At 64.6% G+C, this 24,695-nt stretch carries 24 protein-coding genes; 7 read left to right on the forward strand and 17 right to left on the reverse strand.

What is annotated here, in order from left to right:
• Positions 1–104: 104 nt before the first annotated feature.
• Complete coding sequence (locus JAB4_RS15945) at positions 105–1,583, forward strand: MFS transporter (protein ID WP_275527855.1); 1,479 nt, start codon at positions 105–107, stop codon at positions 1,581–1,583.
• A 39-nt stretch (positions 1,584–1,622) separates the two neighbouring features.
• Here JAB4_RS15945 and JAB4_RS15950 read toward each other — a convergent pair whose 3' ends face one another.
• The 3 genes from JAB4_RS15950 to JAB4_RS15960 all read right to left on the reverse strand — a co-directional run bounded on the left by JAB4_RS15950 (position 1,623) and on the right by JAB4_RS15960 (position 4,454).
• On the reverse strand, positions 1,623–2,444 hold the full coding sequence (locus tag JAB4_RS15950; RefSeq protein ID WP_070218774.1) for an alpha/beta fold hydrolase: 822 nt from the start codon (positions 2,442–2,444) through the stop codon (positions 1,623–1,625).
• A gap of 109 nt (positions 2,445–2,553) precedes the next feature.
• A complete protein-coding gene (locus JAB4_RS15955) occupies positions 2,554–3,306 on the reverse strand; it encodes a LytTR family DNA-binding domain-containing protein (protein WP_070218775.1) in 753 nt (250 codons plus the stop codon).
• Positions 3,303–4,454: a histidine kinase gene (locus tag JAB4_RS15960; protein WP_070218776.1), complete on the reverse strand. Its 1,152-nt coding sequence runs from the start codon at positions 4,452–4,454 to the stop codon at positions 3,303–3,305. Before JAB4_RS15960 ends, JAB4_RS15955 begins: the two co-directional genes overlap by 4 nt.
• Positions 4,455–4,599: 145 nt before the next feature.
• On the opposite strand from JAB4_RS15960, the gene JAB4_RS15965 reads away from it, so the two are divergent.
• A complete protein-coding gene (locus tag JAB4_RS15965; RefSeq protein WP_070218777.1) occupies positions 4,600–5,583 on the forward strand; it encodes a formylglycine-generating enzyme family protein in 984 nt (327 codons plus the stop codon).
• A gap of 32 nt (positions 5,584–5,615) precedes the next feature.
• Here the strand turns inward: JAB4_RS15965 and JAB4_RS15970 are convergent, their stop codons facing one another.
• Entirely contained in the window at positions 5,616–7,058 is a 1,443-nt protein-coding gene (locus JAB4_RS15970) for an alpha/beta fold hydrolase (protein WP_083287191.1), read from the reverse strand.
• Between the two features lie 84 nt (positions 7,059–7,142).
• Entirely contained in the window at positions 7,143–9,422 is a 2,280-nt protein-coding gene (locus JAB4_RS15975; protein ID WP_070218779.1) for a heavy metal translocating P-type ATPase, read from the reverse strand.
• Between the two features lie 100 nt (positions 9,423–9,522).
• On the opposite strand from JAB4_RS15975, the gene cadR reads away from it, so the two are divergent.
• Entirely contained in the window at positions 9,523–9,963 is a 441-nt protein-coding gene (gene cadR, locus JAB4_RS15980) for a Cd(II)/Pb(II)-responsive transcriptional regulator (RefSeq protein ID WP_070218780.1), read from the forward strand.
• A gap of 3 nt (positions 9,964–9,966) precedes the next feature.
• Positions 9,967–11,010, forward strand: a complete 1,044-nt coding sequence (locus JAB4_RS15985) for a hypothetical protein (protein ID WP_139143677.1) — start codon at positions 9,967–9,969, stop codon at positions 11,008–11,010.
• On the opposite strand, the gene JAB4_RS15990 is transcribed toward JAB4_RS15985, so the two are convergent.
• The 7 genes from JAB4_RS15990 to JAB4_RS16020 form a co-directional block, all read right to left on the reverse strand.
• Positions 11,007–12,539: a methyl-accepting chemotaxis protein gene (locus tag JAB4_RS15990; RefSeq protein WP_070218782.1), complete on the reverse strand. Its 1,533-nt coding sequence runs from the start codon at positions 12,537–12,539 to the stop codon at positions 11,007–11,009. The genes JAB4_RS15985 and JAB4_RS15990 overlap by 4 nt on opposite strands.
• Before the next feature lie 91 nt (positions 12,540–12,630).
• A complete protein-coding gene (locus tag JAB4_RS15995) occupies positions 12,631–13,098 on the reverse strand; it encodes a cache domain-containing protein (protein ID WP_083287192.1) in 468 nt (155 codons plus the stop codon).
• Positions 13,099–13,337: 239 nt separating this feature from the next.
• On the reverse strand, positions 13,338–13,754 hold the full coding sequence (locus JAB4_RS16000; RefSeq protein ID WP_070218783.1) for a hypothetical protein: 417 nt from the start codon (positions 13,752–13,754) through the stop codon (positions 13,338–13,340).
• Between the two features lie 28 nt (positions 13,755–13,782).
• Positions 13,783–14,169 carry a hypothetical protein gene (locus JAB4_RS16005; RefSeq protein ID WP_070218784.1) on the reverse strand — a complete coding sequence of 129 codons (387 nt, stop codon included), beginning with the start codon at positions 14,167–14,169 and terminating at the stop codon, positions 13,783–13,785.
• 112 nt (positions 14,170–14,281) lie between these two features.
• On the reverse strand, positions 14,282–14,833 hold the full coding sequence (locus JAB4_RS16010) for a DUF4142 domain-containing protein (RefSeq protein ID WP_070218785.1): 552 nt from the start codon (positions 14,831–14,833) through the stop codon (positions 14,282–14,284).
• Positions 14,834–14,933: 100 nt separating this feature from the next.
• Positions 14,934–15,584 (reverse strand): SMI1/KNR4 family protein, encoded by a 651-nt coding sequence (locus JAB4_RS16015; protein WP_070218786.1) that lies wholly within the window; start codon positions 15,582–15,584, stop codon positions 14,934–14,936.
• Positions 15,581–15,979 carry a MerR family transcriptional regulator gene (locus JAB4_RS16020; RefSeq protein WP_070218787.1) on the reverse strand — a complete coding sequence of 133 codons (399 nt, stop codon included), beginning with the start codon at positions 15,977–15,979 and terminating at the stop codon, positions 15,581–15,583. Before JAB4_RS16020 ends, JAB4_RS16015 begins: the two co-directional genes overlap by 4 nt.
• Before the next feature lie 70 nt (positions 15,980–16,049).
• Between JAB4_RS16020 and JAB4_RS16025 the strand changes: the two genes are divergently transcribed.
• The gene (locus tag JAB4_RS16025) at positions 16,050–16,844 is read left to right on the forward strand and encodes an SDR family oxidoreductase (RefSeq protein ID WP_070218788.1); all 795 of its coding nucleotides are present in this window, start codon (positions 16,050–16,052) and stop codon (positions 16,842–16,844) included.
• 3 nt (positions 16,845–16,847) lie between these two features.
• On the opposite strand, the gene JAB4_RS16030 is transcribed toward JAB4_RS16025, so the two are convergent.
• The 3 genes from JAB4_RS16030 to JAB4_RS16040 all read right to left on the reverse strand — a co-directional run bounded on the left by JAB4_RS16030 (position 16,848) and on the right by JAB4_RS16040 (position 21,339).
• Positions 16,848–18,128 (reverse strand): divalent metal cation transporter, encoded by a 1,281-nt coding sequence (locus JAB4_RS16030; RefSeq protein WP_070218789.1) that lies wholly within the window; start codon positions 18,126–18,128, stop codon positions 16,848–16,850.
• An 82-nt stretch (positions 18,129–18,210) separates the two neighbouring features.
• Positions 18,211–20,172, reverse strand: a complete 1,962-nt coding sequence (locus tag JAB4_RS16035; protein WP_227742177.1) for a c-type cytochrome — start codon at positions 20,170–20,172, stop codon at positions 18,211–18,213.
• Between the two features lie 243 nt (positions 20,173–20,415).
• On the reverse strand, positions 20,416–21,339 hold the full coding sequence (locus JAB4_RS16040; protein ID WP_070218790.1) for a LysR family transcriptional regulator: 924 nt from the start codon (positions 21,337–21,339) through the stop codon (positions 20,416–20,418).
• Between the two features lie 101 nt (positions 21,340–21,440).
• Between JAB4_RS16040 and JAB4_RS16045 the strand changes: the two genes are divergently transcribed.
• Entirely contained in the window at positions 21,441–22,901 is a 1,461-nt protein-coding gene (locus JAB4_RS16045; protein ID WP_070218791.1) for an amidase, read from the forward strand.
• 92 nt (positions 22,902–22,993) lie between these two features.
• Here the strand turns inward: JAB4_RS16045 and JAB4_RS16050 are convergent, their stop codons facing one another.
• Entirely contained in the window at positions 22,994–23,422 is a 429-nt protein-coding gene (locus JAB4_RS16050; protein WP_071650152.1) for a DUF2061 domain-containing protein, read from the reverse strand.
• 164 nt (positions 23,423–23,586) lie between these two features.
• On the reverse strand, positions 23,587–23,988 hold the full coding sequence (locus JAB4_RS16055) for a nuclear transport factor 2 family protein (protein ID WP_070218792.1): 402 nt from the start codon (positions 23,986–23,988) through the stop codon (positions 23,587–23,589).
• Positions 23,989–24,080: 92 nt separating this feature from the next.
• On the opposite strand from JAB4_RS16055, the gene JAB4_RS16060 reads away from it, so the two are divergent.
• On the forward strand, positions 24,081–24,665 hold the full coding sequence (locus tag JAB4_RS16060; RefSeq protein WP_070218793.1) for a TetR/AcrR family transcriptional regulator: 585 nt from the start codon (positions 24,081–24,083) through the stop codon (positions 24,663–24,665).
• Positions 24,666–24,695: the final 30 nt, after the last annotated feature.

The following is a 24,695-nucleotide window of genomic DNA, read 5'->3' on the forward strand; positions in this document are numbered from 1 at the left end:
GGCCCGTGGCAGCCTGGAACGTAAATATTTGCGCAGCACCAGATTTATCCAAACCGATAGTTGTTAAAAGTTACACTAAAATCCATGAGTTGTTTATGCATCCAATGAAAAAATGGCTGACGCTGGCCATCGTCTCCAGCGCCCTGTTCCTGATCGTGGTCGACATGACCGTGCTCTACACCGCCTTGCCCGCGCTGACGCGCGACTTGCAGGCCACTTCCTCGCAAAAACTGTGGATCATCAACGTCTACGCGCTGGTCGTTTCCGGTCTGTTGCCCGGCCTCGGCACCCTCGGGGACCGCTTGAGCCACAAACCCGTTTTCCTCGCCGGCCTGGCCGTGTTCGGCATCGCCTCGCTGTGCGCCGCGTTTTCGCCGGCTGCAGAATGGCTGATCTTTGCCCGCGTGCTGCTGGCCATCGGCGCCGCGCTGATGATGCCGGCCACCTTGTCCATCATCCGCCTGACCTTTACGGATAACCGCGAGCGCTCGTTCGCCATCGGCGTGTGGGCGGCCATCGCCTCGGGCGGCGCCGCGTTCGGCCCGGTGCTCGGTGGTTTCTTGATGGAACATTACTGGTGGGGTTCCGTTTTCCTGATCAACGTGCCCATCGTGCTGCTGACCCTGGTCTTGGCCACTGTCATCCTGCCGAAACGGGCCGGTAACCGCGACAAGCCATGGGACTTGAAGGGCTCGCTGCAAGTCATGATGGGTTTGCTTGGTGGCGTGTATGCGATCAAGGAGCTGGGCAAGTCGCAGCCCTCGTATGCGCTGGCCGCCGCCTCGTTCGCCGTGGGCGCCTTCTTCATGCTCAAATTCGTCCGTCGCCAGAAGCGCCAAGCCCGGCCGCTGATCGACTTCGCCCTGTTCCGCGAACTGCCGTTTTCCAGCGCAGTGGCCGCCGCCATGGTGGCGTCCGCCGCCCTGATCGGCATGGAACTGGCGCTGAGCCAGCACATGCAGCTGGTGCGGGAACTGTCGCCGTTGGAAGCGGGTCTGCTGCTGTTGCCGCTGCCGCTGGCATCCGTGTTTGCCGGTCCGTTGACGGGTTTCATGCTGCCGCGTGCCGACAAGGCCAAGGTCTTGTGGGGTTCGCTGTTGCTGTCCGGTATAGGTATGGCATCGTATCTGGTGCTGCATGACGCCGCCGTCTCGGCGCAAGTGGCCAGCCTGATGATCCTGGGCCTGGGCCTGGGCGCCGTCATGACGGCCGCATCGAGCGCCGTGATGCTCAACGTGGCTCCCCAGCAAGCCGGCATGGCCGCCTCGATCGAGGAGGTGTCGTACGAGCTGGGCGCCGTGATCGGCGTGACGGTGCTGGGCACCATCATGTCGGCCGTCTACAGCGCCACCCTGGTGATCCCGGAAAGCGCGGGCCTGCTGCCGAACGCCCATGACACCTTGGACGCGGCGCTGCTGGCCGCCGAGCAATTGCCGGCCGAACTGGGCTTGCAAGTGTCGGAACTGGCCCGTTCGGCCTTCGACAAGGCATTTATTGTCGTGCTGGCAACGGCTTCCGCCATCCTGATGGCGGCCGCCGCCACCATCCGCCACCTGCATCTGCGGGCACGCCGCGCGGCCTGATCGCAAGCAACTGACCGCAAAGACCGGCACCAGCCGGCCTCATTGCCCGGCGACCGTCTTCCCGCCGGGGCCGGGCAACACCTGCCGGATCGCTGCCTCGACGATGTCGGGCGTCGTCAATGCCATCTGGTGGCTGGAATCGGCCACCATCCTGACCGCCTGCGGGTACAGCGCGTTGACGCCGTCGCGGGTGGTTTTATCCATCCTGAACGCGCCAAAGTCGACGGCGATCGCCGTGCTGGAGACGGGCCGGTTTTCCAGGCGTACCACGGGCTTGTCGATGTCAGGCAGGCTCAACACCATCTTGCCCGTCGCATCGATCTGTTCGATTTCGCGCCAGACGGCGCGTGAAAAGGCCAACTGGCCCACGATGCGCGTCAGCAATGGGAAATCCTGTACCGGCGTCACCATGCGCGGATACAGCGCATCGACCAGCACCAGGGCCTTGACTTCCTCAGGGTAAGTGCGGGCAAACAGCTGCAGGTACAGGCCGCCCAGCGAATGGCCGACCAGCACATAGGGCGGATGCAAGCCCTTGAAGCGCAGCACGGCGCGCAGCTCCTCGACGATGGTGCGGCCGTCGCGCGGCGCGGCGGCCGCTTCGCTGTTGCCATAGCCGGGCCGGTGATACGCGAACACGGAGGTGTCCAATGCCAGCCGCTCGGGCACCACGCCCCATTTGTCCAGCGTTGCGCGCGAACCATTCTCGAACACCACCACGTCCCGCGAGGTGGGATGGCGCAGGATCAGCGATTCCACCAGGCGCCCGTCGACCTTGTCGATGACGGGGGCGGGCTGGGTGGCAAGGGCGGGCTGGGCGGTGGCGGCACACAGTAAACATATCGGCAATAGCTTGAACATGGGCGTCTCCGGCAATAAAAATGCCAGCATGGCCAACGGCGACGCCCGCCGCACGGGCCTTGTGACGAATCGACAGCCAGGGCGACGGAAGGCAAGCGGGCAGGACGCGCTACATGGCCCGGAACAGGTGGACGAAGGCGCGGCTCACGGGCAGCTCGCCCGCGTGGCCGCGCATGCGCACGAATAAACGGCTGGCGTCGTCGCGGCGCGTGCCGTCCAGCCAGGCCAGATTGATCAGGGTAGAGCGGTGCACTTGCCAGAACTGTTCCGGATCAAGCTGGGCGGCCAGCTCCATGATGGGCGTGCGGATCAGGAATTCGCCATCCACGCTGGCGACGACCGTGTACTTGTCGTCGGCATGGAAAAAGCGCACCTTGGCCACGTCGAGGTGGTGCGTGCGCTCGCCCCTGGACGCGAGGATGTAGCGCAGCCGGGGGCGGGCAGGTCCGGGCGCGGCCGTCAGTTGCTGCAGCGCCAGTGCCATGGCCGCACTGGCGGGCGGCAAGGGCGCCACCGACCGCAAGCGCGCCACGGTACGGGCCAGCCTTTCGGTGGTAACGGGTTTCAATACGTAATCGAGCGCCGCCTGCTCAAAGGCTTGCAGGGCAAACTCGTCGAAGGCGGTGACGAACACCACGCGGGTAGGGCCTTCGATGCCTTGCGCCACCTCAAGGCCGGACAGCCCCGGCATCTGGATATCGAGAAAGGCGATATCGGGTTCCAGCTCGGCGATGCAGGCGGCGGCCTCGACGCCATTGCGCGCCATATGAATGATCTGCAAGTCCGGCCACAGGGCCAGCAGCTGGTCGCGCAAGTAGAGCGCCAGGTGCGGTTCATCGTCCGCGATCAGGGCGCGCGTCATGCGGCCTCCACTGGTCCTGCGCTGGCGGCGCGCTGGTACGGCAGCTCCAGCACGGCTTCGGTGCCATGCTCGCGCCCGCGCAGGACCAGGCTGGCCTGCGCGCCGAACTGGGCCTGCAGGCGCGAGCGCAGATTTGCCAGCGCCATGCCGCTGCCCGGACGCGGTGGCTTGCCTGGGGCCGTCAAGCCCATGCCGTCGTCAAGCACGCGGATTTCAAGACGGCCCGCGCGCACCTCGGCATGCACGACGACGCTGCCGCCGTCCAACATGGGCGCCAGTCCGTGCACGATGGCATTTTCCACCAGCGGCTGCAGCATCAGCGTGGGCATGCTGGCCAGGCACGCTTGCGCGCTGGCGTCGATGCGGAAACGCAGGCGCTCGTCCATGCGGATCTGCAGCAGGCACAAATACTGGCTGGCCATGTCGAGTTCCGCTTCCAGCGTGCTGTCGCCCTGGCGCAGCTGCGACAGGCTGGCGCGCAGGTAGCCGGAAAACGTTTCCAGCATGCGTTTCGCGCGCGGCGGATCGTAGTCCATCAGGCTCTGGATGTTGGCCAGGGTGTTGAACAGCAGGTGCGGCTCGATCTGCCCCTGCAGCAGGCGCAGGCGCGCCTCCGTCACCTCGCTTTGCAGCTGCTGCTGGCGCAGGCGCGAGCGCCACCAGGCCCAGTTGGCGCCCATGACAAACAGGATGAAGACGGCAAACTTGGTCAGCGCGGCAGGCAGGGAGACGAACATGCCCCACAGCTTGAAACCCACCAGTATCGGGACGATGGTGAAGCCGATGCTCATGCCGAGGATGATGGCGGCCAGGGACAGCGCGCCCAGGCCCATGCCGGCGCGGATGTCGCGCACATGCGACATGCGCTCGACGAGCGGCGTCGGCAGCCAGCGCCCGGCCAGGCGCAGCACGCCGAACAGGGTATGCACGATGCACAGGCAGATGCCGATATTCGGCAGCAGCGAGGCCCACCACCAGTGCGGCCGGTCGACCCGGCCGAAGATGGCGACCACGGCCATCAGGCCCAGTGCCAGGGCGATGCCGATCAGGGAGATGAGCAGCAGGCGGGTGAGGGTGGGCACTTCGTGCCGGGGGCGCAGTTCCCATAGGGAGCGCCAGCCCTGCAGCAGGGTCGTTTGTCTGGTCATGGGCGTAGTGTAGCGGCCGCTTGTCTTGTTGACCAGAACATGGCTTGCCGTTCGTCGGCCCCATTGTCGATTCGTCGCATGCGCCCGGCCATCCGCTGGCCCGGCTGTCAATCTGTGTTCTCACCCACCGATTACCAGGAGCCACATGAAGCACAGCATTATTTCCCTTGCCTGCGCCATCTTTTGCAGCGCCCAGGCAGCCGCCGCGGCCATCCTCCCTCCCATGGCCCGCATCCCCGCCGGTGTGTTTACCATGGGCAGCACGGAGCCGCGTATCGGCGATGGCAGCCATAATCCGGCCGAGGGGCCGCCCCACGAAGTGCGCGTGGCCGCATTCCGACTGGCAAAATACGAGACGACGGTGGCGCAGTTCCGGCAATTTGTTGCCGCCACCGGCTATCGGGCGGCTGGCGAATGCTGGGATTTCGACCGCACTGACGGCATCGCGCTCAAGGAGTCGGGCTGGGACGCCCCCGCGCATGCGCCAACGGACTTCCACCCCGTCATGTGCGTGAGCTGGAACGATGCGACGGCCTATGTGCAATGGCTGGCGCGGGAAACGGGCCGCCCATTCCGCCTGCCCAGCGAGGCGGAATGGGAATACGCGGCGCGCGCCGGCACCAGCACGAAATACGCGTCCGGCGATGTTCCTGAACAATTGTGTAGCTACGCCAACATGAAAGACCGGCGTTTCAAGGCCGCGGCCTGGCGCGATCACGGCCTCGACATGCTCGTCACTGATTGCGACGATGGCGCCGAGTACACGGCTGTCGTGGGCAGCTATGCGCCCAACGGCTACGGCTTGCACGACATGATGGGCAACGTGGCGGAATGGGTGGCCGATTGCCAGCATCCCGACTACCGGGGTGCGCCCGCCAATGGATCGGCCTGGCGCAGCGGCTGCGAGGTGGAAGGCGACTATTTTATGACACGCGGCGGCAGCTATTCGTCCTCGCGCCAGGTGCTGCGCAGCGCCGCGCGCGGACATGGCGGACGCGGCAATGCCAGCAGCCTGGGCGAAGGCTTCCGCATCGCCGAAGACCTGGGTAGCTGCACGGCCAGCCAGTGCGTCGATGGCGACGCCACTTTTGTCGCGGCGCTGACAGCGGCGCGACAAGCACGAGACTGATGGCTTGCTCAGCGCAGCAACGGCCGTGGGAACTACAGCGTGCAATCCTGTGCCTGCTTGCCGGCAATAAAGCGGGTAGTGGCTTGCTCGAAACAGGCGGGCGCCGTCCACAGGACGAAATGCGGGGCATTCTGCACGGTGGCCAAGGCCACCTTGCCGGCCTTGCTTTGCGTCAAAGCCTGCACTTGCGCCTGCGCGCCAGCGTACGGCGTCTTCGGATCCAGCGTTCCCTGCAGCACCAGGGTCGGCGGCACTTTTGCCGGCAAGGCGCCGAAATAGGCGTCGCGCGGGTAGGTGGGCAAGCCGCCGCCCAGCAGGATGCGGGGCAGGGGACTGGTCAACAGCAAGTCCGCCTCTTCGCGCTCGAGGTCGGCGGCCGTCCAGCCGGGGCGCAACGAGGGCTGCAGATTGTTTTCCGAATTGCTGATGATGCTGACCAGCGGAATCGACAGCGGCGACTGGGGATAGCTGCCCAGGCTGGCTGCCGCTTCCGTCAACGTGGCGCGCACGGCGGCCAGTTCCGTCTCGCCGCCCTGGTCCAGGTCGTGCAGCAGATACGGGATGCGGGCGCGGGCGGCCGGCACGTCGAGCATGCCGCCGAGGAAGTTTTTCAGGTTCTTGCCGGGAATCTTCGCCAGCAGGGCGGGGGCGGCCTGCGCCTTGTCCAGCACGCGGCGGTACAAGGCTTCGGCCGGCTCGCCCAATGCCGCATGGCAAGCCGCATCCGCGTCGCAACGGGCCAGCACCTGCATGCCGACCTGGTTGACCACGTGCGAACGCTGGCTCAAGTCCCAGCGCGCATCCGTTTGCGGTGGCACCAACGAATCGAAAATCACGCCCTGGACGGGCAGCGGTCCCAGCTGCAAGGTGCGCAAGACCAGCTGCGTGCCGTACGACACACTGTATACATACACGGGCGGCTGCTTGTGCTTGCTCCGTTCGCCCTCGATCAAGGCTTTCAAGTCACGCGCGGCCGTGGTGATGGAAAACTGGCCCGCGTATTCCGGCGTCAAGTTGATGCCCTTGAAGCAGCTGGCCCATTCGGCGCCGGCCAGCGCGCGGCCGCCGGGACTTTGTTCCGATTCCTCCACCTTGCACAGGCGCGACGAGTGGCCCGTGCCCCGATGGTCGGGGATGAGGAATTCAAAGCCGGGAAAGCTGCGGCGCAGGGTGGGCAGCAGACTGTAGAACGAGGCGCCCGATTCGCCGGGGCCGCCCGCCACCAGCCACAGCGTACCCTTGGCAGGCTTGCCGGCAGGCACATCGGCGGCAAACTTGCGCACGAAGACGTGCATGGCATCCGCGTCGCCGACGGCGCGGCCCTGGACATCGTAGCTTTCCGGTACGTTCAAGCCCGAACACAGGCTGCCGGGCACGGCCATGTCGGAGCAGGGGGTGAAGAACATCGGTTCGGCGTGCAGGGAGGCGCCAGCCAGCAGGGTGGCCAGCAGGGTCAAACGGGGCAGTAAGGTCATCGGCTACTTTGGCGGCGGTGGGAGCAGCCGCCAAAGTAGCGTTTTTTACACCAATTGTCCAGATGGGAATATTTCTGTCCGGGACTATGTTTGCTTGTTATTGCGCAACAGGCGCAAGCCATTGGCCACCACCAGCAGGCTGGCGCCCACGTCGGCAAACACGGCCATCCACAGGGTCGCCATGCCGGCCAGGGCCAGGCCGAAGAACACGGCCTTGATGCCGATGGCAAAGCTGATGTTTTGCACGAGGATGCTGCGCGTGCGCTGGCTCAGGCTGATGAATTCGGGCAATTTCCCCAGTTCATCGTCCATCAGGGCCACGTCCGCCGTTTCGATGGCCGTGTCGCTGCCGGCCGCGCCCATGGCAAAGCCGATGTCCGCCTGCGCCAGGGCCGGGGCGTCGTTGACGCCGTCGCCCAGCATGGCCACCACGCCGAACTCTTGCTGCAAGGCCTTGATTTCATCGAGCTTGTTTTCTGGCAGCAATTCCGCCTTGACCAGGCTCACGCCCACCTCGGCCGCGATGCGCTGCGCCGTCAGCAGATTGTCTCCCGTCAGCATGACGGTCGTCACGCCCAGCGCATTCAGGCGGGCAATGGCGGACGCCGCCGTCGGACGCAGCACGTCGGCCACGGCGATCACGCCCAGCGCACCGGCCGGGGTGGCCAGCACCATGGCCGTGTAGGCTTGCTGTTCCAGCCGCGCCAAAATCGCTTGCAGTGCCGGCGTCAGCACGTTCAACTCCGTCATCAGGCGCGCATTGCCCAAGTAATATGTCTGGCCATCGATATTGCCTTGCACGCCGCGTCCATGCAGGGCGGCAAACTGGGTGACGGGCAAGTGGCTGCCGGCGGGCGGACCCGCCTTGACGATGGCGGCGGCCAGCGGGTGGGCCGAGTTGGCGTCCAGGCTGGCGGCCAGCAGCAGGATGGCGTCGCGGTCGCTGCCCTCCAGGGCCACCACGTCCGTGACGGCCGGCTTGCCCATTGTCAAGGTGCCCGTCTTGTCGACGGCGATGGCCTTGATCCGATAACCCGTTTCCAGGAATTGTCCGCCTTTCACTAAAATGCCGCGCCGCGCGGCCGCTGTCAGGCCGCTGACCACCGTGACGGGCGTGGAAATGACGAGTGCGCACGGGCAGGCGATCACCAGCATCACCAGCGCCTTATACACCCAGGCCATGAAGGGCTGGCCCAGCAGCAAAGGCGGCAGCACGGCCACGAGGATGGCGAACACGACCACGGCGGGCGTGTAGTAGCGGGCGAAATTGTCGACAAAGCGCTGCGTGGGCGCCTGCTTGCCCTGGGTTTCCTCGATCACCTTGACGATCTTGGCCAGGGTGCTGTTGCCGCTGTTGGCCGTTACGGTGACGTCGAGCAAGCCCCGTTCATTGATGGTGCCCGCATACACGACGTCGCCCACGGCCTTGTCCACCGGCATGCTTTCACCGGTGATCGGCGCCTGGTTGACGGACGATTCGCCGCTGGCCACGACGCCATCGAGGGCGATGCGCTCGCCCGGTTTCACGCGCATGGTCGCGCCGATGGCCACGGTGGCGACGGATACTTGCTGCCAGGCGCCGCTGGCGTCGGCGACGGTCGCCGAGTCGGGCGCCAGCTGCATCAGACTGTGCACGGCGTTGCGCGCGCGGTTCAGGGACAAGCCCTCGATCAGCTCGGCGATGGCGAACAGGAAGATGACCATGGCCGCTTCCGGCCACTGGCCGATGGCGATGGCGCCGAAAACCGCCAGGCTCATCAGGAAGTTGATGTTCAGGGTGAAGGTTTTCAGGGCAATCCAGCCCTTTTTCAGGGTCGGCCAGCCGCCCGTGGCGATCGACAGCAGGGCCAGGGCGATGACGAGGGGCGAACTGTCTTCATGCGTGGTCCACGCCAGCGCTTCGGCGCCGGCAGCAGCCAGACCGGAAACGACCAGCAAACCTTTTTGCAGGCCGGACAGGCTGCCTTCGTCCGGGTCGCGCGCGACGGCCGCGTCCGCTTCCATGGGAATCGCCTGCATGCCGATGCCGTGCAGGGCCGCTTCCACCGTGGCCAGCGAGGGCAGGGTGTGGTGCACGTCGAGCACGCGGTTCATCAGGTTGAAATCGAGGCCCACGACGCCCGCCATATTCGCCAGCTTGTTGCGGATCAAGCGTTCTTCCGTGGGGCAATCCATGTTGGCGATGCGGTATTTGGCCGTGCTCGCGCCCGCGATGGCCGCGCTGGGCAGCGCGGGACCAGACGGAGCGGCAGGCGTGGACGAGCACACATGCTGGCTGGAACAGCAACTGGCCGCCTTGGATGCATGCTGATGCTCATGGTCGTGCTTGTGCTCGTGGGTATGATCGTGGCTATCGTGCGGCATCGCATTCGTCCTTCCGGTTTCGTGTATGCTTCCATTAGAAACCCTGTAGCCGCTACAGGGTCAAGCGGAATTTGCACGAAAGAATGAAAAAGGGGATGCCATGCGTATCGGAGAACTGGCCAAACGGACAGATTGTGACGTGGAAACCGTGCGTTACTATGAAAAGGCGGGCTTGCTGCAGGAACCGGGGCGCAACAGCGCCGGCTACCGCGAATACCGCGAAGAACACCAGGAACGGCTGCAATTCATCCGCCATTGCCGCTCCTTGCAGATCGGCTTGACCGATATCCGCGCCTTGCTGGAATTTAAGAACAATCCGGCCGAAGGCTGCCAGAGCGTCAACGAATTGCTCGACCACCATATCCTGCGCATCGCCGAGCAGATGGCAAATTTGCAAACCCTGCAGCAGCAGCTGGTGACCTTGCGCCACCAGTGCGACCAGCCGCAGCCATCGCAAGACTGCGCGATCCTGCAAAACCTGTCCGAGGCGGCCAGCGGCCACGACTGCGCCTGCCATACCGAACTCCCACAATCCCATTGATTCATGCTGAAACTGTTACCTGCAAGAGCTTTATTCACCTTGTCCCTGCTGTCGCCGCTGAGCCATGCGGCAGATATTCCCGCCGCCGCCGGCCACTACCTGACCCTGTACGCCGCCCCCGGCGTGCCGCAAGACGATGATCCGTACACCTGGAGCACGGTGGGCGGCAAGCAACTGACAAAGGGCGTGACCAAGGCGGACGGCCGAGCCTATCTCAAGGCAGAAGAGGGCGAAGAGACGTATGTCCTGGAAACGGTCAGCATGCGCTGGACGTTCACGGTGCCGGCTCGCTGCTGGCAAGAAGCGCCTGCCGCCTTCCAGTCATGCCTGAAACTCAAGCAAAGCGCCAGCCAATACGATATCCAGCACGATGCGGAAAAACAGGCCAGAGAGAAAGATCAACAGGCCAAGGCGGTAGCCTACGAGCTGGCGGTGCGGGCCAACGACGATGCGCTGGCCTGGCTGGGCAAATTGCCGCCGCAGTGGTCCGTACAGGAACACGCCAGGCGCCTGCTGGCCATCGGCGACAAGATCGAGCGGCATATCGCCAGCGGCTTGCGGCAAGGCGGCCCCGATGCGCGCCAGTTTGTCTGCAAGGCGCCCACGGCCTACGGCGCGTTGCCGCAGCAGCAAGCCGTGCTGGCCTATCAGCTGCAGCCGCGGCCCGTGCCGCACGCCGGTGCCGCCTGGGACCAGCTGCTTGCGGCTGCCGCGCAGGGCAACTGGATGGCGCGCCTGGAAGTGTATGAGGCGCTGGCGGAGCGCAAGGTGAGCGAACTGAGCTATGTGGAGCAGGCGCGCCTGGTGCAATTGATGGAATGGCTGCAGCAACGCGAAATCGCCGGCCTGTACAGCTTTTTCAGCGCCCGTACCCTTGGCGATGGTGCCACGCAAGACCGCGTGGCACGCCTGGCCGCCATGCAGGGCAGCGTTGCCGACCAGAGCGTCGTCGGGACGCTGCTGCAGGACGAGGACGATCCGGCACTGGCGGCGGCAGGCAAGCGCATGCTCGCCTGCGCGGCAGCGGCCATGCGGTCGCCGCGCTAACGCGGCAGCAGCGGCGGGCCGCCGTCGCCCAGCCGGAAGGCGTCGACCACGCGCAATAAATCATGCGCCTGGTCCTGCATGCTTTGCGCGGCGGCGGCCGATTGCTCGACCAGGGCGGCATTGCGCTGGGTCAATTCGTCCATTTCCGTGATGGCATTGTTGACTTCCTCGATGCCCTTGCTCTGGCGCTGGCTGGCCGCCGTGATGTCGTTCATGATTTCCGTCACCTGCTGAACGGAGGCGACGATATCGCCCATGGTGCGCCCGGCGCTGTCGGCCAGCTCGCTGCCCGTTTCTATCCTGGCAACGGAATCCTCGATCAGCTGCTTGATTTCGCGCGCCGCCGTGGCCGAGCGCTGCGCCAGGCCCCGCACTTCCGTGGCGACGACGGCGAAGCCGCGCCCCTGTTCGCCCGCGCGCGCCGCTTCCACGGCCGCGTTCAAGGCGAGGATATTGGTCTGGAAGGCAATGCCGTCGATGACGGCGATGATGTCGACGATGCGCCCGGAACTGGCCTTGATCGACCCCATCGTCTCGACCACCTGGCCCACGACGCGGCCGCCTTCCAGCGCCACGTTCGAGGTCGACAGCACCATCTGGTTGGCCTGATGCGCATGGCTGGCGTTTTCCTTCACGGTATCGGTCAGCGCATGCATGGACGAGGCTGTTTCCTGCAAGGAATGCGCTTGCGACTCCGTACGGGCCGACAAGTCCGCATTGCCGAGGGCGATTTCGCTCGCTTCCACCGTGATGGTGGAGCCCGCCTGGCGTATCTCGCCCAATAAAGTGTTCCAGTTTTTCAAGACGGTAGCCAGCGCCCGCGACAGCTTGCCCACCTCATCGTCGCTCCGGGCGTCGATGTGCGTGGTCAGGTCGCCGGCCGCCAGGCTTTCAGCGGCGCGGCACGCCTCGTCGATGGGGCGCACGACGGAGCGCGCCACCCAGGTGGCAATCAGGGCCAGCAGGGCAAAGCCGACAGCCATGGTGCCCAGCGACAGCCAGCCGGCGCGCTGGCCCGCATTTTTTGTCTCTTGCAGCGCGTCGACCGTGCGGTGGTCGAGGTTGAGCAGCACCTGGCGCAGTTGCCCGCTCACTTGCTGGTAGTGCCCGGCGGCATTTTGCATCGCCGCCACGCCCGTATTCGGGTCCATCGAGGCCAGGTCCAGCGCCTGCGCCACGCTGGCACGGTAGCGCTCGACACCGGGCAGCGCCTGGCCCGCTTCCGTGGCGGCGCCCGAGAATTGCTTGAGTTCCTTCAAGCCTTGCGCGATGGCATTGAGCTGGCGATCCGTTTGCGCGCCGAACTGCTTGAACTGTTCGTCCGACAGGCTGGCGGCGATGGCGATCTTCGCATACACGTCGGCGTGTACCTGACCCAGGGCAATGGCTTGCTGGTTGGCAAGCCGCTCGGCCGTCAAGGTCACGTCTTTCAAGTCGCGCATGCGGCTTTCGTTTTGCTGCATGGCGAAATAGGACAAGGCCCCCATGGCCAGCAGGCAAGCCAGCGCGACCACCGGGACGATCAACATCTTCTGTGCGATTTTCACATGAGGCCCATATCGTTGAGAAATTCGTTGAGAGATCGGTGTGCCATCCCGGCGCTGGCGGCGCGGCGGCAGGCTACAGGTAGATGCCGCCGCAGACGACGGTCTCGGCGAGTTTCTCGCAATACATCACCTTCGGCTCGATCTTCTTGGTTTCCGGATTCGTGAATTTGTATTCCTGCCAGAACGTGCCCTTGCTCTTGGCCAGGTCGACTCGTTCCTTCACAAAAGCCTTGCCATCAATATCCTTCAGCTCGATCAAGTTCTTGCCGACCATTTTCGGATTGGCGCCATGCGCAACCACCGTCCCGTCGAGTTTATAGACGACCAGGTACAGGTCGTGCAGGATGAATTGCGGCGACTTGGCCGTGATGTCGCCATACGCCTTGGCGTCGCCGGCGCTCTTGATGTAGGACACGCCTTTCTTGACCATGGCTTCCGCGTCGGCGCGCGTGGCGCCGCCTTCGGCAGCGCTGGCGATACAGGGCAGCATGCCGGCGGCAAGCATGACCGACAGGCAAATGGCAGGGGCGAACTTGGGCATGAGAATCTCCTTCACATTGCGGCAGGGGAAAGCCGGCGGGGAACCGGTGCGGTGAGGCGGCGCCTATCGAAGTGCCGACGTTTCATAGTAGCGCGATGCCAGCAGACATGCGCTGGTGCAACAGATTTTTTTTGAATGGGGCGTTTTTGCAACGTTGCGTGCACACGGCCGCAATCGCATCCACAGAGGGAAAGTGAGAGCGCAGACTAGCGTATCGATAGTGTGGTGCGGGCGCCGCGTTACCAGCTGGCCGGGTCTTCCGCCGCCGCGCGCGCCAGGTCGTCGTGCCAATCTTGCTGCACCAGGCGGTAGATATCGGCAAAGAAGGCGCGCGGATCGGCCATTTCATCCCACAAGGCAGGCAGGGCATTCGTGCTTTCCGGGTCATGTTCGAGGATGGCCTGGAAATCATAGCCGGGGTCTTGCAGCGCCTGCGCCAGCACGGCCACCAGCGCATGGCGGTGGCGATAGCTGAGTTCCTTGTATTGCGACGTGATGTCGCGCCGTATCAGGGCAGCGCGCTGCGCCGGGTCGTTCATGTCCCAGCGGTCCAGTTCCACGCCCAAGGTTTCTTCACGATCATACACGTCGAAGGGGCCGAGAAAATGGTGGAGCGTAGGAATGTAGGGAGCATCGCTCCAGGGGCCGCGCAGCATGGGACTCTTTCGTTTGATTGCTAAATGATCACGCGCATTCGGGCAAGGCCCAACTTTCGTCGCCCATGTCCGTCGGGTAGATGGCGCGCGTCTGGTTCTGGCCCCAGCGGGCATGGTCGAGGATGCCGTCTTCATGCATGTCCAGCACCCATTCCGTGCTTTCCAGCAAGGTGCCATCCTTGTGGTAGACGCGAAAGAAGGTGGAAGTGCTCAGGGCGCGCACGATGTTCTGCGGCACGCCGTTGCCGTAGTGGGGTACGTAGGTATTGATCACGCACGTGCGCTGATCGTTCCATTCCTGGGCATACACGGTGGCATTGCGCGCCGCGCTGACTTTGATGAAGAGCCAGCCTGCCAGCATGAGGATGAGCAGGAAGGCGGCGGCGATCAGACCGGTTTTCTTGAGTAGCTGCATGAGGTCATGGCATGGCCAAAAAACGAAGTTGCCGCATTGTATGTCAAGAGCAGATATGCTTGCCGTACGGCACGTACAGCAAGCATATCCCCGCTAATTGCCGGTAACTTGGCTATTTCCCCACCGCCGTGTGCAGGGTATTGGCCATGTCCAGATGATGTTGCAACGCTGGCAAGGTCTTCGCGGCAAAGGCCTTGATGTCGGGATCGCTCGCCTTCTGGCTGGCATCCGTAAACAGTTTCACCGCCTCCTTGTGCGCCGCCACGCCGATGGTGGCCGCATATTCCTTGTCAAACTGCGCGCCTTCCAGGCGGCTCAGCTTGTCGATCTGCGCCTGGTGCTTCTTGCCGGGCTGGTCGCTGACCTCAATTTGCTTGCTGCTGGCCAACTGTTTCAGCTCGTCCGCCACTTTCGTGTGATCGGTGACCATGGCATCGGCGAATTTCTTCACTTCCGCATTGCTGCTCTTGCTTTGCGCGACTTTGCTGGCGGCAATTTCCGTGCTGCCTGCGTCGGCGGCCTTGCTGAGGAATTGCTTGTCATACGCGCCCGGCGCCGCGGCGGCGATGCTGTTGATGGCGATGCCGCTCAATAAGGCAACGGCGGCGCCGATGGCCACGCTTTTGAAGGACGGGGCACGGGAGCTGGTGGTCGGGATAGGCATGGGAAATCCTTTCGAGTGTGGTTTTTTCTACAAGCTGATGACAATGTTAAGCCAGCAGCCTGCGCACACCCATAGGACAGTCGCGATCATGCCCGTAGGATTAGTCCTGTTCGTTAGCGCACAGTTCGACTTGCTTCAGGGCAAATAAGGCGGCAATGCCGGCATCGCGGCGCCACGCGGGCATGCCGATATCGAGCCATTCCGCCATCGCGTCCAGGTGCGACGGTTCCGAGACGCTGTGTTCGAGTTCGTCAAGCACCGTGTCGCGGTCGATATACAGGCTGTCCAGCCACGCGTCGAATGAAGGCGCCAGTTCCATCAGGCCATGGGCGCGCTTGCCTGTCCAGTCCGGTAACTCCTGCACATACGCCAGCACGCGGCCGCCGCCTTCCTCCGTCAGATCCAGATAAACCATGGAATTGCCGCCATCGCGGGCGAACGGCAGGATGCGCACCGGCATGTCCGTATGCTTGCGCGCCGCGCGGATTTCGCCGACCAAGGTTTCGTCGCAGAAATCGCCTTCGTCGGCGCTGAAAAAGGTATTGAAGCCCATTTTTTCCACGCCGCCATTGCCGTCCGGCACATCGCAGGTGTAATCAAACCAGGCGCCGTTGGCCGCTTGCAAGAACGCCAGGAAGGCGGGCGGCAACGGCGCTTCCAGCAAGGCTTCGATGGCGGCGAGCTGCTGCGCCGTGGGGGCGGGCTTGGCGCCCTCGAGCGCCAGGTGGCGGTATTGCGTGTAATAAGTCATTGATTATCCTTGTAGTTTCCTGCGGCCGCCACGCCATCCTCGCAGCCCGTCTCCACCTTGGCCAGCGCATCGACGAGTCCGGCCCGCAGCACGGCCATCGAGCGGGCCTTATCATCGATCTGGGCGATTTTCGTTTCCAGCATGGCCCGCTTGGTTTGCGCATCGAGCGCATTTTCCTGCCAGACGGCAATGACCTCGGCAATTTCCTTCAAGGTAAAGCCCAGCGCCTTGGCGTGGCCGATCAGCTCGATCCGGCGCAAGGCTTGCGCCGAATATTCCTTGTAGTTATTCGTCAAACCCGGCTGTGGCGCTTCATCCAGCAGCCCCTGGCGCTCGTAAAAGCGCACCGTGTCCTTGCTGACGCCCGTCAGGCGGGTGATTTCTCCGATACGCATCGATTCCCCTTGACCGTGGACTAAAGTCTACAGTTTACAGTAGAAACACTTTCAACTACACACCGCTGCCATGACCGCCATCAACTACACCAACCAGACCGTGCTGATCACGGGCGCCTCGTCCGGCATCGGCCGCGTCTTTGCGGAAACCCTGGCCGCGCGCGGCGCGCATTTGCTGCTGCTGGCCCGCTCCGGCGCCGTGCTCGACAGCCTGGCCAAGGAACTGTCCCAGCGCCACGGCATCCGCGCGCACGCGCTGGTGGCGGACTTGAGTCTGCCAGGCGCGGCCGCGCAGGCCCATGCGCAGGCTTGCGCGCTGGGCATGCCGCCCGACGTACTGATCAATAACGCGGGTTTCGCCACGCACGGCCGCTTCGAAAGCATCGATCTGGCGCGCCAGGCGGCTGAAGTCACCGTCAATTGCACGGCCCTGATGGAAATGACGCACTGCGCCTTGCCGCACATGCTGACCCAGGGACGGGGCGCCATCATCAACGTGGCGTCCACGGCGGCCCTGCAGCCCGATCCCTACATGGCGGTCTACGGCGCCAGCAAGGCTTTCGTGCTGTCGTTCTCGGAAGCGCTGTGGGCGGAAAACCGCAGCCGCGGCGTGCGCGTGCTGGGCTTGTGCCCGGGCGCCACGGAAACGGCTTTCTTTGACGTCGTGGCCGCGCCCGAAGCGGCCGTGGGCAAGCGCATGGCGCCGCAAGCCGTCGTCGACGAAGCGCTGCGCGCGCTGGACCGGGGCCGCAGCAGCCACGTGGCGGGCCGCCCGAACCGGCTGCTGGCCTGGTTGCCGCGCTTGCTGCCGCGCCAGACCGTGCTGGGCATCGTGGAAGGCATGCTCAAGCCGAAGGCGGCCTAGGCATCAAAAGATCATGGTGGCGAACATGGCCAGCACGGCCGTCGCCATGACGATGGTCGACAGCCAGCCCAGCGCCCGCAGGCGGCGCGAAATGGTCAATGTGCCCATGATGGCGGGGCGCGAGGCCATCACCATCATCAGGGCCATGATCGGCACGGAAATGACGCCGTTGATGACGGCGCTCCAGTACAGGGCCTTGATGGGGTCGAGTGGCGAAAAGCACAGGGCCGCGCCGATCACGGTGGCCGTGACGATGATGCCGTAGAACTTCTTGGCGGCCCGGGGCGCCAGTTCCAGGCTGTTTTTCCAGTGAAAGGCGCCGGCCATGGCGTAGGCGGCCGAGCCGGCCAGCACGGGAATGGCCAGCAAGCCCGTGCCGATGATGCCCAGGCTGAACAGGGCAAACGCGAAGTCGCCCGCGATGGGGCGCAGGGCGGAAGCGGCTTGGGCGGATGTATCGATGTGCGTGATGCCTTGCGCGCCCAGGGTCACGGCCGTCGTCAGCATGATGAAGAAGGCCACCAGGTTGGAAAAGCCCATGCCGATGGCCGTGTCCATCTTGATGCGCTGGAATTGCCGTGGCGCCTGTTCCGGCGCGCGGCGCAAGGCTTGCGCGCTGGCATCGGCCTGCAAGTCTTCTACTTCCTGCGAGGCTTGCCAGAAAAACAGGTAAGGGCTGATCGTGGTGCCGAACACGGCCACGATCATGGTGACCGAGGCGGCCGACCAGGCGAACTGTGGCCAGACCGTGCGCAGCGCCACTTCGCCCCAGGGAATGTGTACGGTCAGCACGGTGGCCACATAGGCCAGCAAGCCCAGGGTCAGCCATTTCAGGATGCGCACGTACTGTTGATACGGAATAAAGACTTGCAGCAGCAGCGACAGCAGGCCAAAGCCGGCGGCATACAGATGCGTGGGGCCGCCGATGATCAGGGTCAGGGCATCGCCCATGGCGGCCACGTCGGCGGCGATATTGATGACATTGGCCAGCAGCAACAAGCTGACGATGGCGTACAGCAAGGATTTCGGATAGTGGCGGCGGATGTTCGTTGCCAGCCCATGCCCGCTGACCCGCCCGATCTTGGCGCTGATGACCTGGATGCCCAGCATCAGGGGAAACGTCAGGCACACCGTCCACAGCATGCCGAAACCGAACTGGGCGCCCGCCTGCGAATACGTGGCGATGCCGCTGGGGTCGTCATCGGCCGCGCCCGTAATCAGGCCGGGGCCCAGCTTGCCCAGCCAGGTGTCGGATGGGTCGGCCTGGCCGCTGTCGGTCTGCATGCGTCGCTCCTGCGTGATGGAGCGAGCAGCGTATCACAGGCGGGCGGCGTGCAGAAGGGGCGCCGCCCGGGAAACTCGCGTCTCAGTAGCGCGCATCCTTGGGCTTGCCGCCCTTGGGCCAATCCTTGACCTTGTCGGGGAAGTCCGGACGGGGCATGTGCGTAAAATATTCGGCCACGTCAACGGCGTCCTGGTCGGACAGGTTTCCTTGGCCCAGGGGAAACTTCTGGCCATGGCCCATCACCATATTGGCCTTGACGAAGCCGGCCGCCGTGTAGGTGCGGGCCATGCCGGCGCCAATGTTGAAGGAACGCTCGCCCCACAGCGGCGGGAAGGCGACGACGCCGTTGGCGCCCTTGATGCCTTCGCCATTCGCGCCATGGCAAACGGCGCATTGCTCGGCATACACTTTTTTGCCATGCACGGGATCGGGCAGCAGAGCCCGGTCGATCTTCGCCACGCCGCGTCCCGCCACCTTGTCGCCCGCCTGCGTGGCGCCCTTCATCCAGTCGATGTAGGCGACCATCGCCTGCAAGTCGGGGCCGTCCACGGGCAGAGGCTTGCCGTGCATGGAGCGGCGGAAGCAGCCGTTGATGCGCTCTCCCAGGCTGATGACCTTGCCGGCGCGCGGCGCTTCCGACGGGAAGAAGGCGGAAATGCCGAGGAAGGGCGAACCGCCGGCCACCGTGCCGCCATTCAGGTGGCAGCTGCTGCAATTGAGGTCGTTGCCCACGTTTTGCGGCAGGCGGGCGCGCGTTTCCGTCATCAGTTGCATGCCGTGGATTAACTGACTGGCATTCGGATCGGCCGTCAGGGCGGCGAAGCGGGGCGTGACGAAGCCGCCCGCGTCCGGCGCCTTGAGCTTAAGCTCCTTGCGCACTGTGGCGATCTGCGCGGGTGTCACCGGTGCGCCCTGGTTGCCCCACTTGCCGCGCACAAAGGTGAGGATTTCCGCCAGTTCCGTGTCCGACAGGCGGTCATACGCGGGCATGCCGAAGGAGCGTGGCGAGTGCTGCGTGACGGCCGACTGCCAGCCCGTCAGCGCGATATGGATGACGGTGGTGGCGTCCTTCGACTGCACCGAGTCGTTCTGCGCCAGCGGCGGGAAGATGTTGTCCACGCCACGGCCGTCGCGGCGGTGGCAGGTGGCGCAAAACTGCAGGTAGCCCAGGCCGCCCCGCGTGTTGTACAGCGCATCGTTGCTGGCCGCCACGACGGGCGCCGTTTTCTTCGGCGGCGCGGCCGCCCCGTCCTTGGCTGGCAAGCCGTGCAGGTAGTGCGCCAGCGCGTCGAGGTCGGCATCCGTGAAGTATTGCGTGCTGTGCGTGATGACTTCCGTCATGCTGCCGGCCGCCGTGCCGAAACTGTTGCGGCCCGTTTTCAGCAATTGCACGATGTCGCCCGGCGTCCACAGATTGCGCAGGTTCACCGCATGCCAGCCGTCGAAGGTAAAACCGGACAGGTAATGCTTGCCGCTGCCGCCATCCTGGCCCATGGTTTTTTCCTGGAAAGCCACGCCGCGCGGCGTGTGGCAGGAGCCGCAATGGCCCAACCCTTGGGCCAGGTAGCTGCCCCGGTTCCACTGGGCCGACTTGGCGCTGTCGGGCTTGAACGGCGCGTCTTCGAGGAAGACGGCATTCCACAGCGACAAGCCCCAGCGCATGCTGAACGGCCATTTCATGTCCGTTTCGCGGTTTTGCTGCGCCACGGGCACCACGCCCCGCTGCAGGTAGGCGTACAGCGCCTGCATGTCGTCGGGCGTGATCTTCGCGTAGGAAGGGTAGGGCATGGCCGGGTACAGATTGTGGCCGTCCGCCGCCACGCCCTTGCGCATGGCGCGGTCGAACTGGGCAAACGTGTACGTGCCCAGGCCCGTCTTCGCGTCCGGCGTGATATTCGTGCTGTAGATGGTGCCGAACGGCGTTTTCAGTTCCAGGCCGCCGGCCATGGCGGCGCCGTTCGGGCTGGTGTGGCAGGCCACGCAGTCGCCAAGGCGGGCGACATATTCGCCGCGCTTGATCAGCTCGGCCGAGGCTGCGGGCATCCTGGCGGGCGCGGCGGCGGGTGCCGCACTGGCGTTGGCGCAGAAGCCCAGCATGCCCAGAAGCATTGCCGCCAGCCAGGCAGTGATCGAAAAGGAAAAAGCGGGAGGGCGGCGCAAACCGCGGTGCAGGATGGAAATGGCGTTCATGGTGACCCTTTATTATTACGCGCAAGCTTACGCAGTCGTCACCACGGCGAACATTGGGAATTTCTTTCGAGCAACTAGGTAATCTTCCCTAGTGTTTTATAGCGGGAAATCGTGTAGCGGCGCCTGCAAGCTGGCCAGGATGCGTTCGCGCAGCCAGCGGTGCGCCGGGTCCAGGTGCATGCGTTCGTGCCAGACCATGGCCATTTCGTAGTCGGGCAGGGCGACGGGCGGCTCCCATGTGCGCAGCGCGCCCAGCGCATTCTTCAGCAGGCGCGACGGCAGCAGGGCCACCATGTCGGACGCTGTCAGCAAGGGCGGCACGATCAGGAAATGCGGCACGGACAGCACCACCTTGCGCGTGCGCCCCAGCTTTTCCAGTGCCGTATCGACGTTGCTGCGGAAACCGCCGCCGTTGGGCGAGACGACGATGAATTCCAGCGCGCAGAACTGGTCGAGGTTGGGCGGCGATTGCAGCAACGGGTGGTCGTGGCGGCCCGCCAGCACATAGTGTTCAGTGAACAGCGTGCGGTGGCGCAAGCCGGGCGGCGCTTCTTCCTGCGCCAGGAAACCCAAGTCGACCTGGCCCGTTTCCAGGTCGTGCGCCATGCGCGCCGGCACGGCTTCGAACACGGCCATGCGCGACAACGGCGCCTGCGCGCGCAGGGCGGGCAGCATGGGCAGCAGGATCGCATATTCGGCGGCGTCGGCCGCCGCCAGGTTCCAGCGCACCTGGGCCGTGGCCGGATCGAAGGCCGCTTCGGGTTGCAAGACTTGCTCCAGCTGGGCCAGCACGGCTTGCAACGGTGCCAGCAGGGCCAGCGCCCGCGCCGTGGGCAGCATGCCGCGCGGACCGGGCAAGAGCAGCGGATCGTCGAAGGCCGCGCGCAGCTTGCCCAGTTGCACGCTGACGGAGGGCTGGCTCAGGTGCAGTCGCGCGGCCGCCCGCGTGACGTTGCGCTCGATCAGCAGGGCGTTGAGGGTCAGCAGCAGGTTCAGGTCCAGCTTGCGCAAATTGTCCATGACTATACCTTGTATATCAACTATTCATTTCCGCTATGATAGCGCAAGCCCTACAGTGGTTCCTGTGACTTTTACTCTTCACCTTTTACAGGAACTAACTGATGCAACTCCATGAATATACAAGCTTTGATGGATTAGGACTGGCCCAGCTGCTGCGCGAGGGCGCCGTTTCCGCTGCCGAATTGCACGACGCAGCCCTGCGCGCCTGCGCCGCCGTCAATCCGCAGATCAATGCCGTGGTCGAGCTGTGGCCGGCCGATGTATCACAGGTGGACGGCACCGCGCCATTCGCCGGTGTGCCATTCCTGATCAAGGATGTGGCCGTCACGATGGCGGGCCAGCGCAGCGAAGCGGGCAGCCGCCTGGGTGCCGGCCATGTCGCCGCGCTGGACTCCCACCTGATGACGCAGTTCCGCGTCGCCGGCCTGGCGACGTTCGGCCGCACGAGCACGCCGGAAATGGCCTTTGCCACCACCACGGAACCTGTGCTCTACGGCGCCACGCGCAATCCGTGGAATGTCCACCTGAGCGCGGGCGGCTCCAGCGGCGGCGCGGCGGCGGCCGTGGCGGCCGGCATCGTACCGCTGGCCCACGCGACGGATGCGGCCGGGTCCATCCGCGTGCCGGCCGCCTCGACGGGCCTGTTCGGCTTCAAGCCCAGCCGTGGCAGGGTATCGAACGGCCCCGCCATGGACGAAATCTTCAGCGGCCTGGGCGTGCAGCTGGGCGTGAGCCGCAGCGTGCGCGACAGCGCCGCCTTGCTCGACTGCGTGCAGGCAATCATGCCGGGCGAACCGTATGTGACGAGCGCGCACAATTTCACCTGGCTGTCGCAGGTAAGCGTGGCGCCCGGCAAGCTGCGCATCGCCGTGCAGCGGACCGCCAGCAATGGCGCCCGGCCCGTACCCGCTGTCGATGCCGCGCTGCAAGACACCGTGCGCCTGCTGGAAAGCCTGGGCCACCACGTGGAAGAAGTGTCGCCCGCGCTGGGCGTGTCGTGGCAAGCCTTCGTACACGCCAATGCCGGCATCTGGTGCGCCAACCTGGTGCCGTGGATCGATGGACTGGCGCACGAGAGCGGGCGGACCGTGTCGCTCGATACGCTGGAACCGGCCACGTTGGCCTGCTACCGCTACGGGCAGACGGTGTCGGCCGTCGATTTCGTGGCCGCCCTCGACGTGCGCAACACCGTCACGCGTCAGGCCGGCGCCTTGTTTGAGCAGTACGACGTGCTGCTCACGCCTACCATGCCGGATATGCCGTGGCAACTGGGGCGCTATGGAGAAAAGGAGGAACAGCTCGATGGGCTGGGCTGGACGGCGCGTCTGTTCGAGCATTCGCCGTACACGCCGCTGGCCAACGTGGCGGGCTTGCCGGCCATGTCCGTGCCGCTGGGCATGTCCATTGATGGCTTGCCGATCGGCATGCAGTTCATGGCCGGGTATGGTCAGGATGGAACCTTGCTGCGCCTGGCGGGCCAACTGGAGCGGACGGCGCCATGGCTTCCAAGGCGGCCGCCTGTGTGGGCAGGCAAGGTGCAAGCACGCCTTGCGGACGGCTGAAACCGGCCACCATAGCGGCTTTGGACAGCGACAAGAAGCCGGGGTCGGACCCGCCGGGTCCCACCCCAGTCCTTGTTCTTGGGTGAAAGGTATCAGGTGGGCATCGTAGTCAGCTGCGCCGCGCCCCGGCCTTCCATACGGAAACGAAATCGTTCCCACAGCCGGTCGTGGAAGGGCAGCACGATCACGTTGCAGATGGGCTCGACCACGGCCAGCAAGCCGCCGAAGGCCATGGAACCCGTGGCCCAGTACATGACGCTGAAAGCGACGCCCATGTGCATGGCCGTCTGGCTCAGCTTTTCACCGGCCAGGGCGGCAAAGCCCAGGCGGCTGGCCGCATAGCGGCGGCGGATCGCGTGCCAGGCTTTTTCATGCCACGGCAGCAGGCCCACATTGATGATCGGTTCGATGATTGCGGCCAGGCCACCGAGTGCCAGCGAGCCCGTCAGCAAATAGGCAAGGCCGAAGGCGATCGACATGTGCGTGCACACCTGGCTGAATGTTTTGATGGCTGTGAACAAGGGACGCTCCTTTCTGTTGAATTCGCTTATCCTTGATTTGGATAGTAACGATTCTCATTTACAAAAGGAAGTGAAATATTTCAACCGGATCGATAGATTTCATCTATTGATTTGGAAATATCAATTACCCATGCTGCAGGAGTATCCCGCTGCAGGCATCGCCGTCAGCGTATAGCCGTCGCCTGCGACCAGACGGCTTGCCAGCGCCCATCGCGCCACTCATAGCTATCCATATGCCAGTAGCGGGCGCGCGGCACGGCGTGTCCGCCAAAGACGATTTCCAGTTGCGCCGAGTAACGCAGGATGGCGGCCGTGCCGTACAGGCGCACGCTGATCGCGTCCGGCTCCCAGCTCAGATAGCGCATGTGGCCGGAGGCGATGGCGCCCAGGTAGTGTTCCCGTGACAGCATGCTGCCGATGGGCGTGATCAGCTGGAAGTCGTCGGCATGCAGGGCGCGCGCCGCCTGCGTATCGGCGGCCACGAGGGCGCGCAAACGGCAGCGTTCCGTATGGCGCAGCAGGTCCATCTGCTGTTCTTCAGTCGGTGCGGCATTGAAATCGTGCATGGCAGTCCTGTTCGGGTAGGTAATTGACATTTTGACGGTTTTTGTCCAAAAGTCATGTTGACACTATATGCTCAAAGTGTCAACATGACTGGATGACGACCGATACCCTGAAAAGCCAGCTCATCCTCGATGCGGCCCTGGCCGTGTTTTGCCGCTACGGCTACCGCAAGACGTCCATGCTCGACATCGCGCAGGCGGCCGGCATATCACGCGCGGCGCTGTATTTGCACTTCAAGAACAAGGAAGACGTGTTCCGCGCCGGCTCCGAACGGGCCCATGCCACCGTGATGGCGCACGTGGCGGCGGCGATGGCCGAGCCCGCTCCCGTTCTTGCGCGCATCGAAACGGCCTTGCTGGCATTCCAGCAAGGCTTGATGGCGGAAATTTCCGCCAGCGCCCACGGACAGGAATTGTTCGACGCCAACATGACCCTGGCCGCCGGCATCACCTTGACGGCGCGGGCAACCTTGGTGGCGGCGCTGGCCAGCGCGCTGGAACAGGCCGAAGCGGCGGGCGACATCGCGCTGCGCCGGGTGGACGCGACTGCCGCGCAAGTGGCCGCCTTGCTGGTGGCCACCATGGATGGCATCAAGCACACGCAGGGGGGAGGGGAGGCGTTTCGCCACGGCATTGCGCTGCAGGTGCGCGTGCTGGGCGCGGCGCTGCTGCGCATGTGAGCGGCAAAGCCCGCATGCGCAGTCGGGCAA

It is taken from the genome of Janthinobacterium sp. HH102 (assembly GCF_001758625.2).
Taxonomy (GTDB): domain Bacteria; phylum Pseudomonadota; class Gammaproteobacteria; order Burkholderiales; family Burkholderiaceae_D; genus Janthinobacterium.

What these genes read in the sequence shown, in the direction of transcription:
- JAB4_RS15945 (WP_275527855.1), top strand. Translation starts at nt 105, where the DNA reads ATGAAAAAATGGCTGACGCTGGCCATCGTCTCCAGCGCCCTGTTCCTG.
- JAB4_RS15950 (WP_070218774.1), bottom strand. Translation starts at nt 2,444, where the DNA reads ATGTTCAAGCTATTGCCGATATGTTTACTGTGTGCCGCCACCGCCCAG.
- JAB4_RS15955 (WP_070218775.1), bottom strand. Translation starts at nt 3,306, where the DNA reads ATGACGCGCGCCCTGATCGCGGACGATGAACCGCACCTGGCGCTCTAC.
- JAB4_RS15960 (WP_070218776.1), bottom strand. Translation starts at nt 4,454, where the DNA reads ATGACCAGACAAACGACCCTGCTGCAGGGCTGGCGCTCCCTATGGGAA.
- JAB4_RS15965 (WP_070218777.1), top strand. Translation starts at nt 4,600, where the DNA reads ATGAAGCACAGCATTATTTCCCTTGCCTGCGCCATCTTTTGCAGCGCC.
- JAB4_RS15970 (WP_083287191.1), bottom strand. Translation starts at nt 7,058, where the DNA reads ATGACCTTACTGCCCCGTTTGACCCTGCTGGCCACCCTGCTGGCTGGC.
- JAB4_RS15975 (WP_070218779.1), bottom strand. Translation starts at nt 9,422, where the DNA reads ATGCCGCACGATAGCCACGATCATACCCACGAGCACAAGCACGACCAT.
- cadR (WP_070218780.1), top strand. Translation starts at nt 9,523, where the DNA reads ATGCGTATCGGAGAACTGGCCAAACGGACAGATTGTGACGTGGAAACC.
- JAB4_RS15985 (WP_139143677.1), top strand. Translation starts at nt 9,967, where the DNA reads ATGCTGAAACTGTTACCTGCAAGAGCTTTATTCACCTTGTCCCTGCTG.
- JAB4_RS15990 (WP_070218782.1), bottom strand. Translation starts at nt 12,539, where the DNA reads ATGTTGATCGTCCCGGTGGTCGCGCTGGCTTGCCTGCTGGCCATGGGG.
- JAB4_RS15995 (WP_083287192.1), bottom strand. Translation starts at nt 13,098, where the DNA reads ATGCCCAAGTTCGCCCCTGCCATTTGCCTGTCGGTCATGCTTGCCGCC.
- JAB4_RS16000 (WP_070218783.1), bottom strand. Translation starts at nt 13,754, where the DNA reads ATGCTGCGCGGCCCCTGGAGCGATGCTCCCTACATTCCTACGCTCCAC.
- JAB4_RS16005 (WP_070218784.1), bottom strand. Translation starts at nt 14,169, where the DNA reads ATGCAGCTACTCAAGAAAACCGGTCTGATCGCCGCCGCCTTCCTGCTC.
- JAB4_RS16010 (WP_070218785.1), bottom strand. Translation starts at nt 14,833, where the DNA reads ATGCCTATCCCGACCACCAGCTCCCGTGCCCCGTCCTTCAAAAGCGTG.
- JAB4_RS16015 (WP_070218786.1), bottom strand. Translation starts at nt 15,584, where the DNA reads ATGACTTATTACACGCAATACCGCCACCTGGCGCTCGAGGGCGCCAAG.
- JAB4_RS16020 (WP_070218787.1), bottom strand. Translation starts at nt 15,979, where the DNA reads ATGCGTATCGGAGAAATCACCCGCCTGACGGGCGTCAGCAAGGACACG.
- JAB4_RS16025 (WP_070218788.1), top strand. Translation starts at nt 16,050, where the DNA reads ATGACCGCCATCAACTACACCAACCAGACCGTGCTGATCACGGGCGCC.
- JAB4_RS16030 (WP_070218789.1), bottom strand. Translation starts at nt 18,128, where the DNA reads ATGCAGACCGACAGCGGCCAGGCCGACCCATCCGACACCTGGCTGGGC.
- JAB4_RS16035 (WP_227742177.1), bottom strand. Translation starts at nt 20,172, where the DNA reads ATGCCCGCAGCCTCGGCCGAGCTGATCAAGCGCGGCGAATATGTCGCC.
- JAB4_RS16040 (WP_070218790.1), bottom strand. Translation starts at nt 21,339, where the DNA reads ATGGACAATTTGCGCAAGCTGGACCTGAACCTGCTGCTGACCCTCAAC.
- JAB4_RS16045 (WP_070218791.1), top strand. Translation starts at nt 21,441, where the DNA reads ATGCAACTCCATGAATATACAAGCTTTGATGGATTAGGACTGGCCCAG.
- JAB4_RS16055 (WP_070218792.1), bottom strand. Translation starts at nt 23,988, where the DNA reads ATGCACGATTTCAATGCCGCACCGACTGAAGAACAGCAGATGGACCTG.
- JAB4_RS16060 (WP_070218793.1), top strand. Translation starts at nt 24,081, where the DNA reads ATGACGACCGATACCCTGAAAAGCCAGCTCATCCTCGATGCGGCCCTG.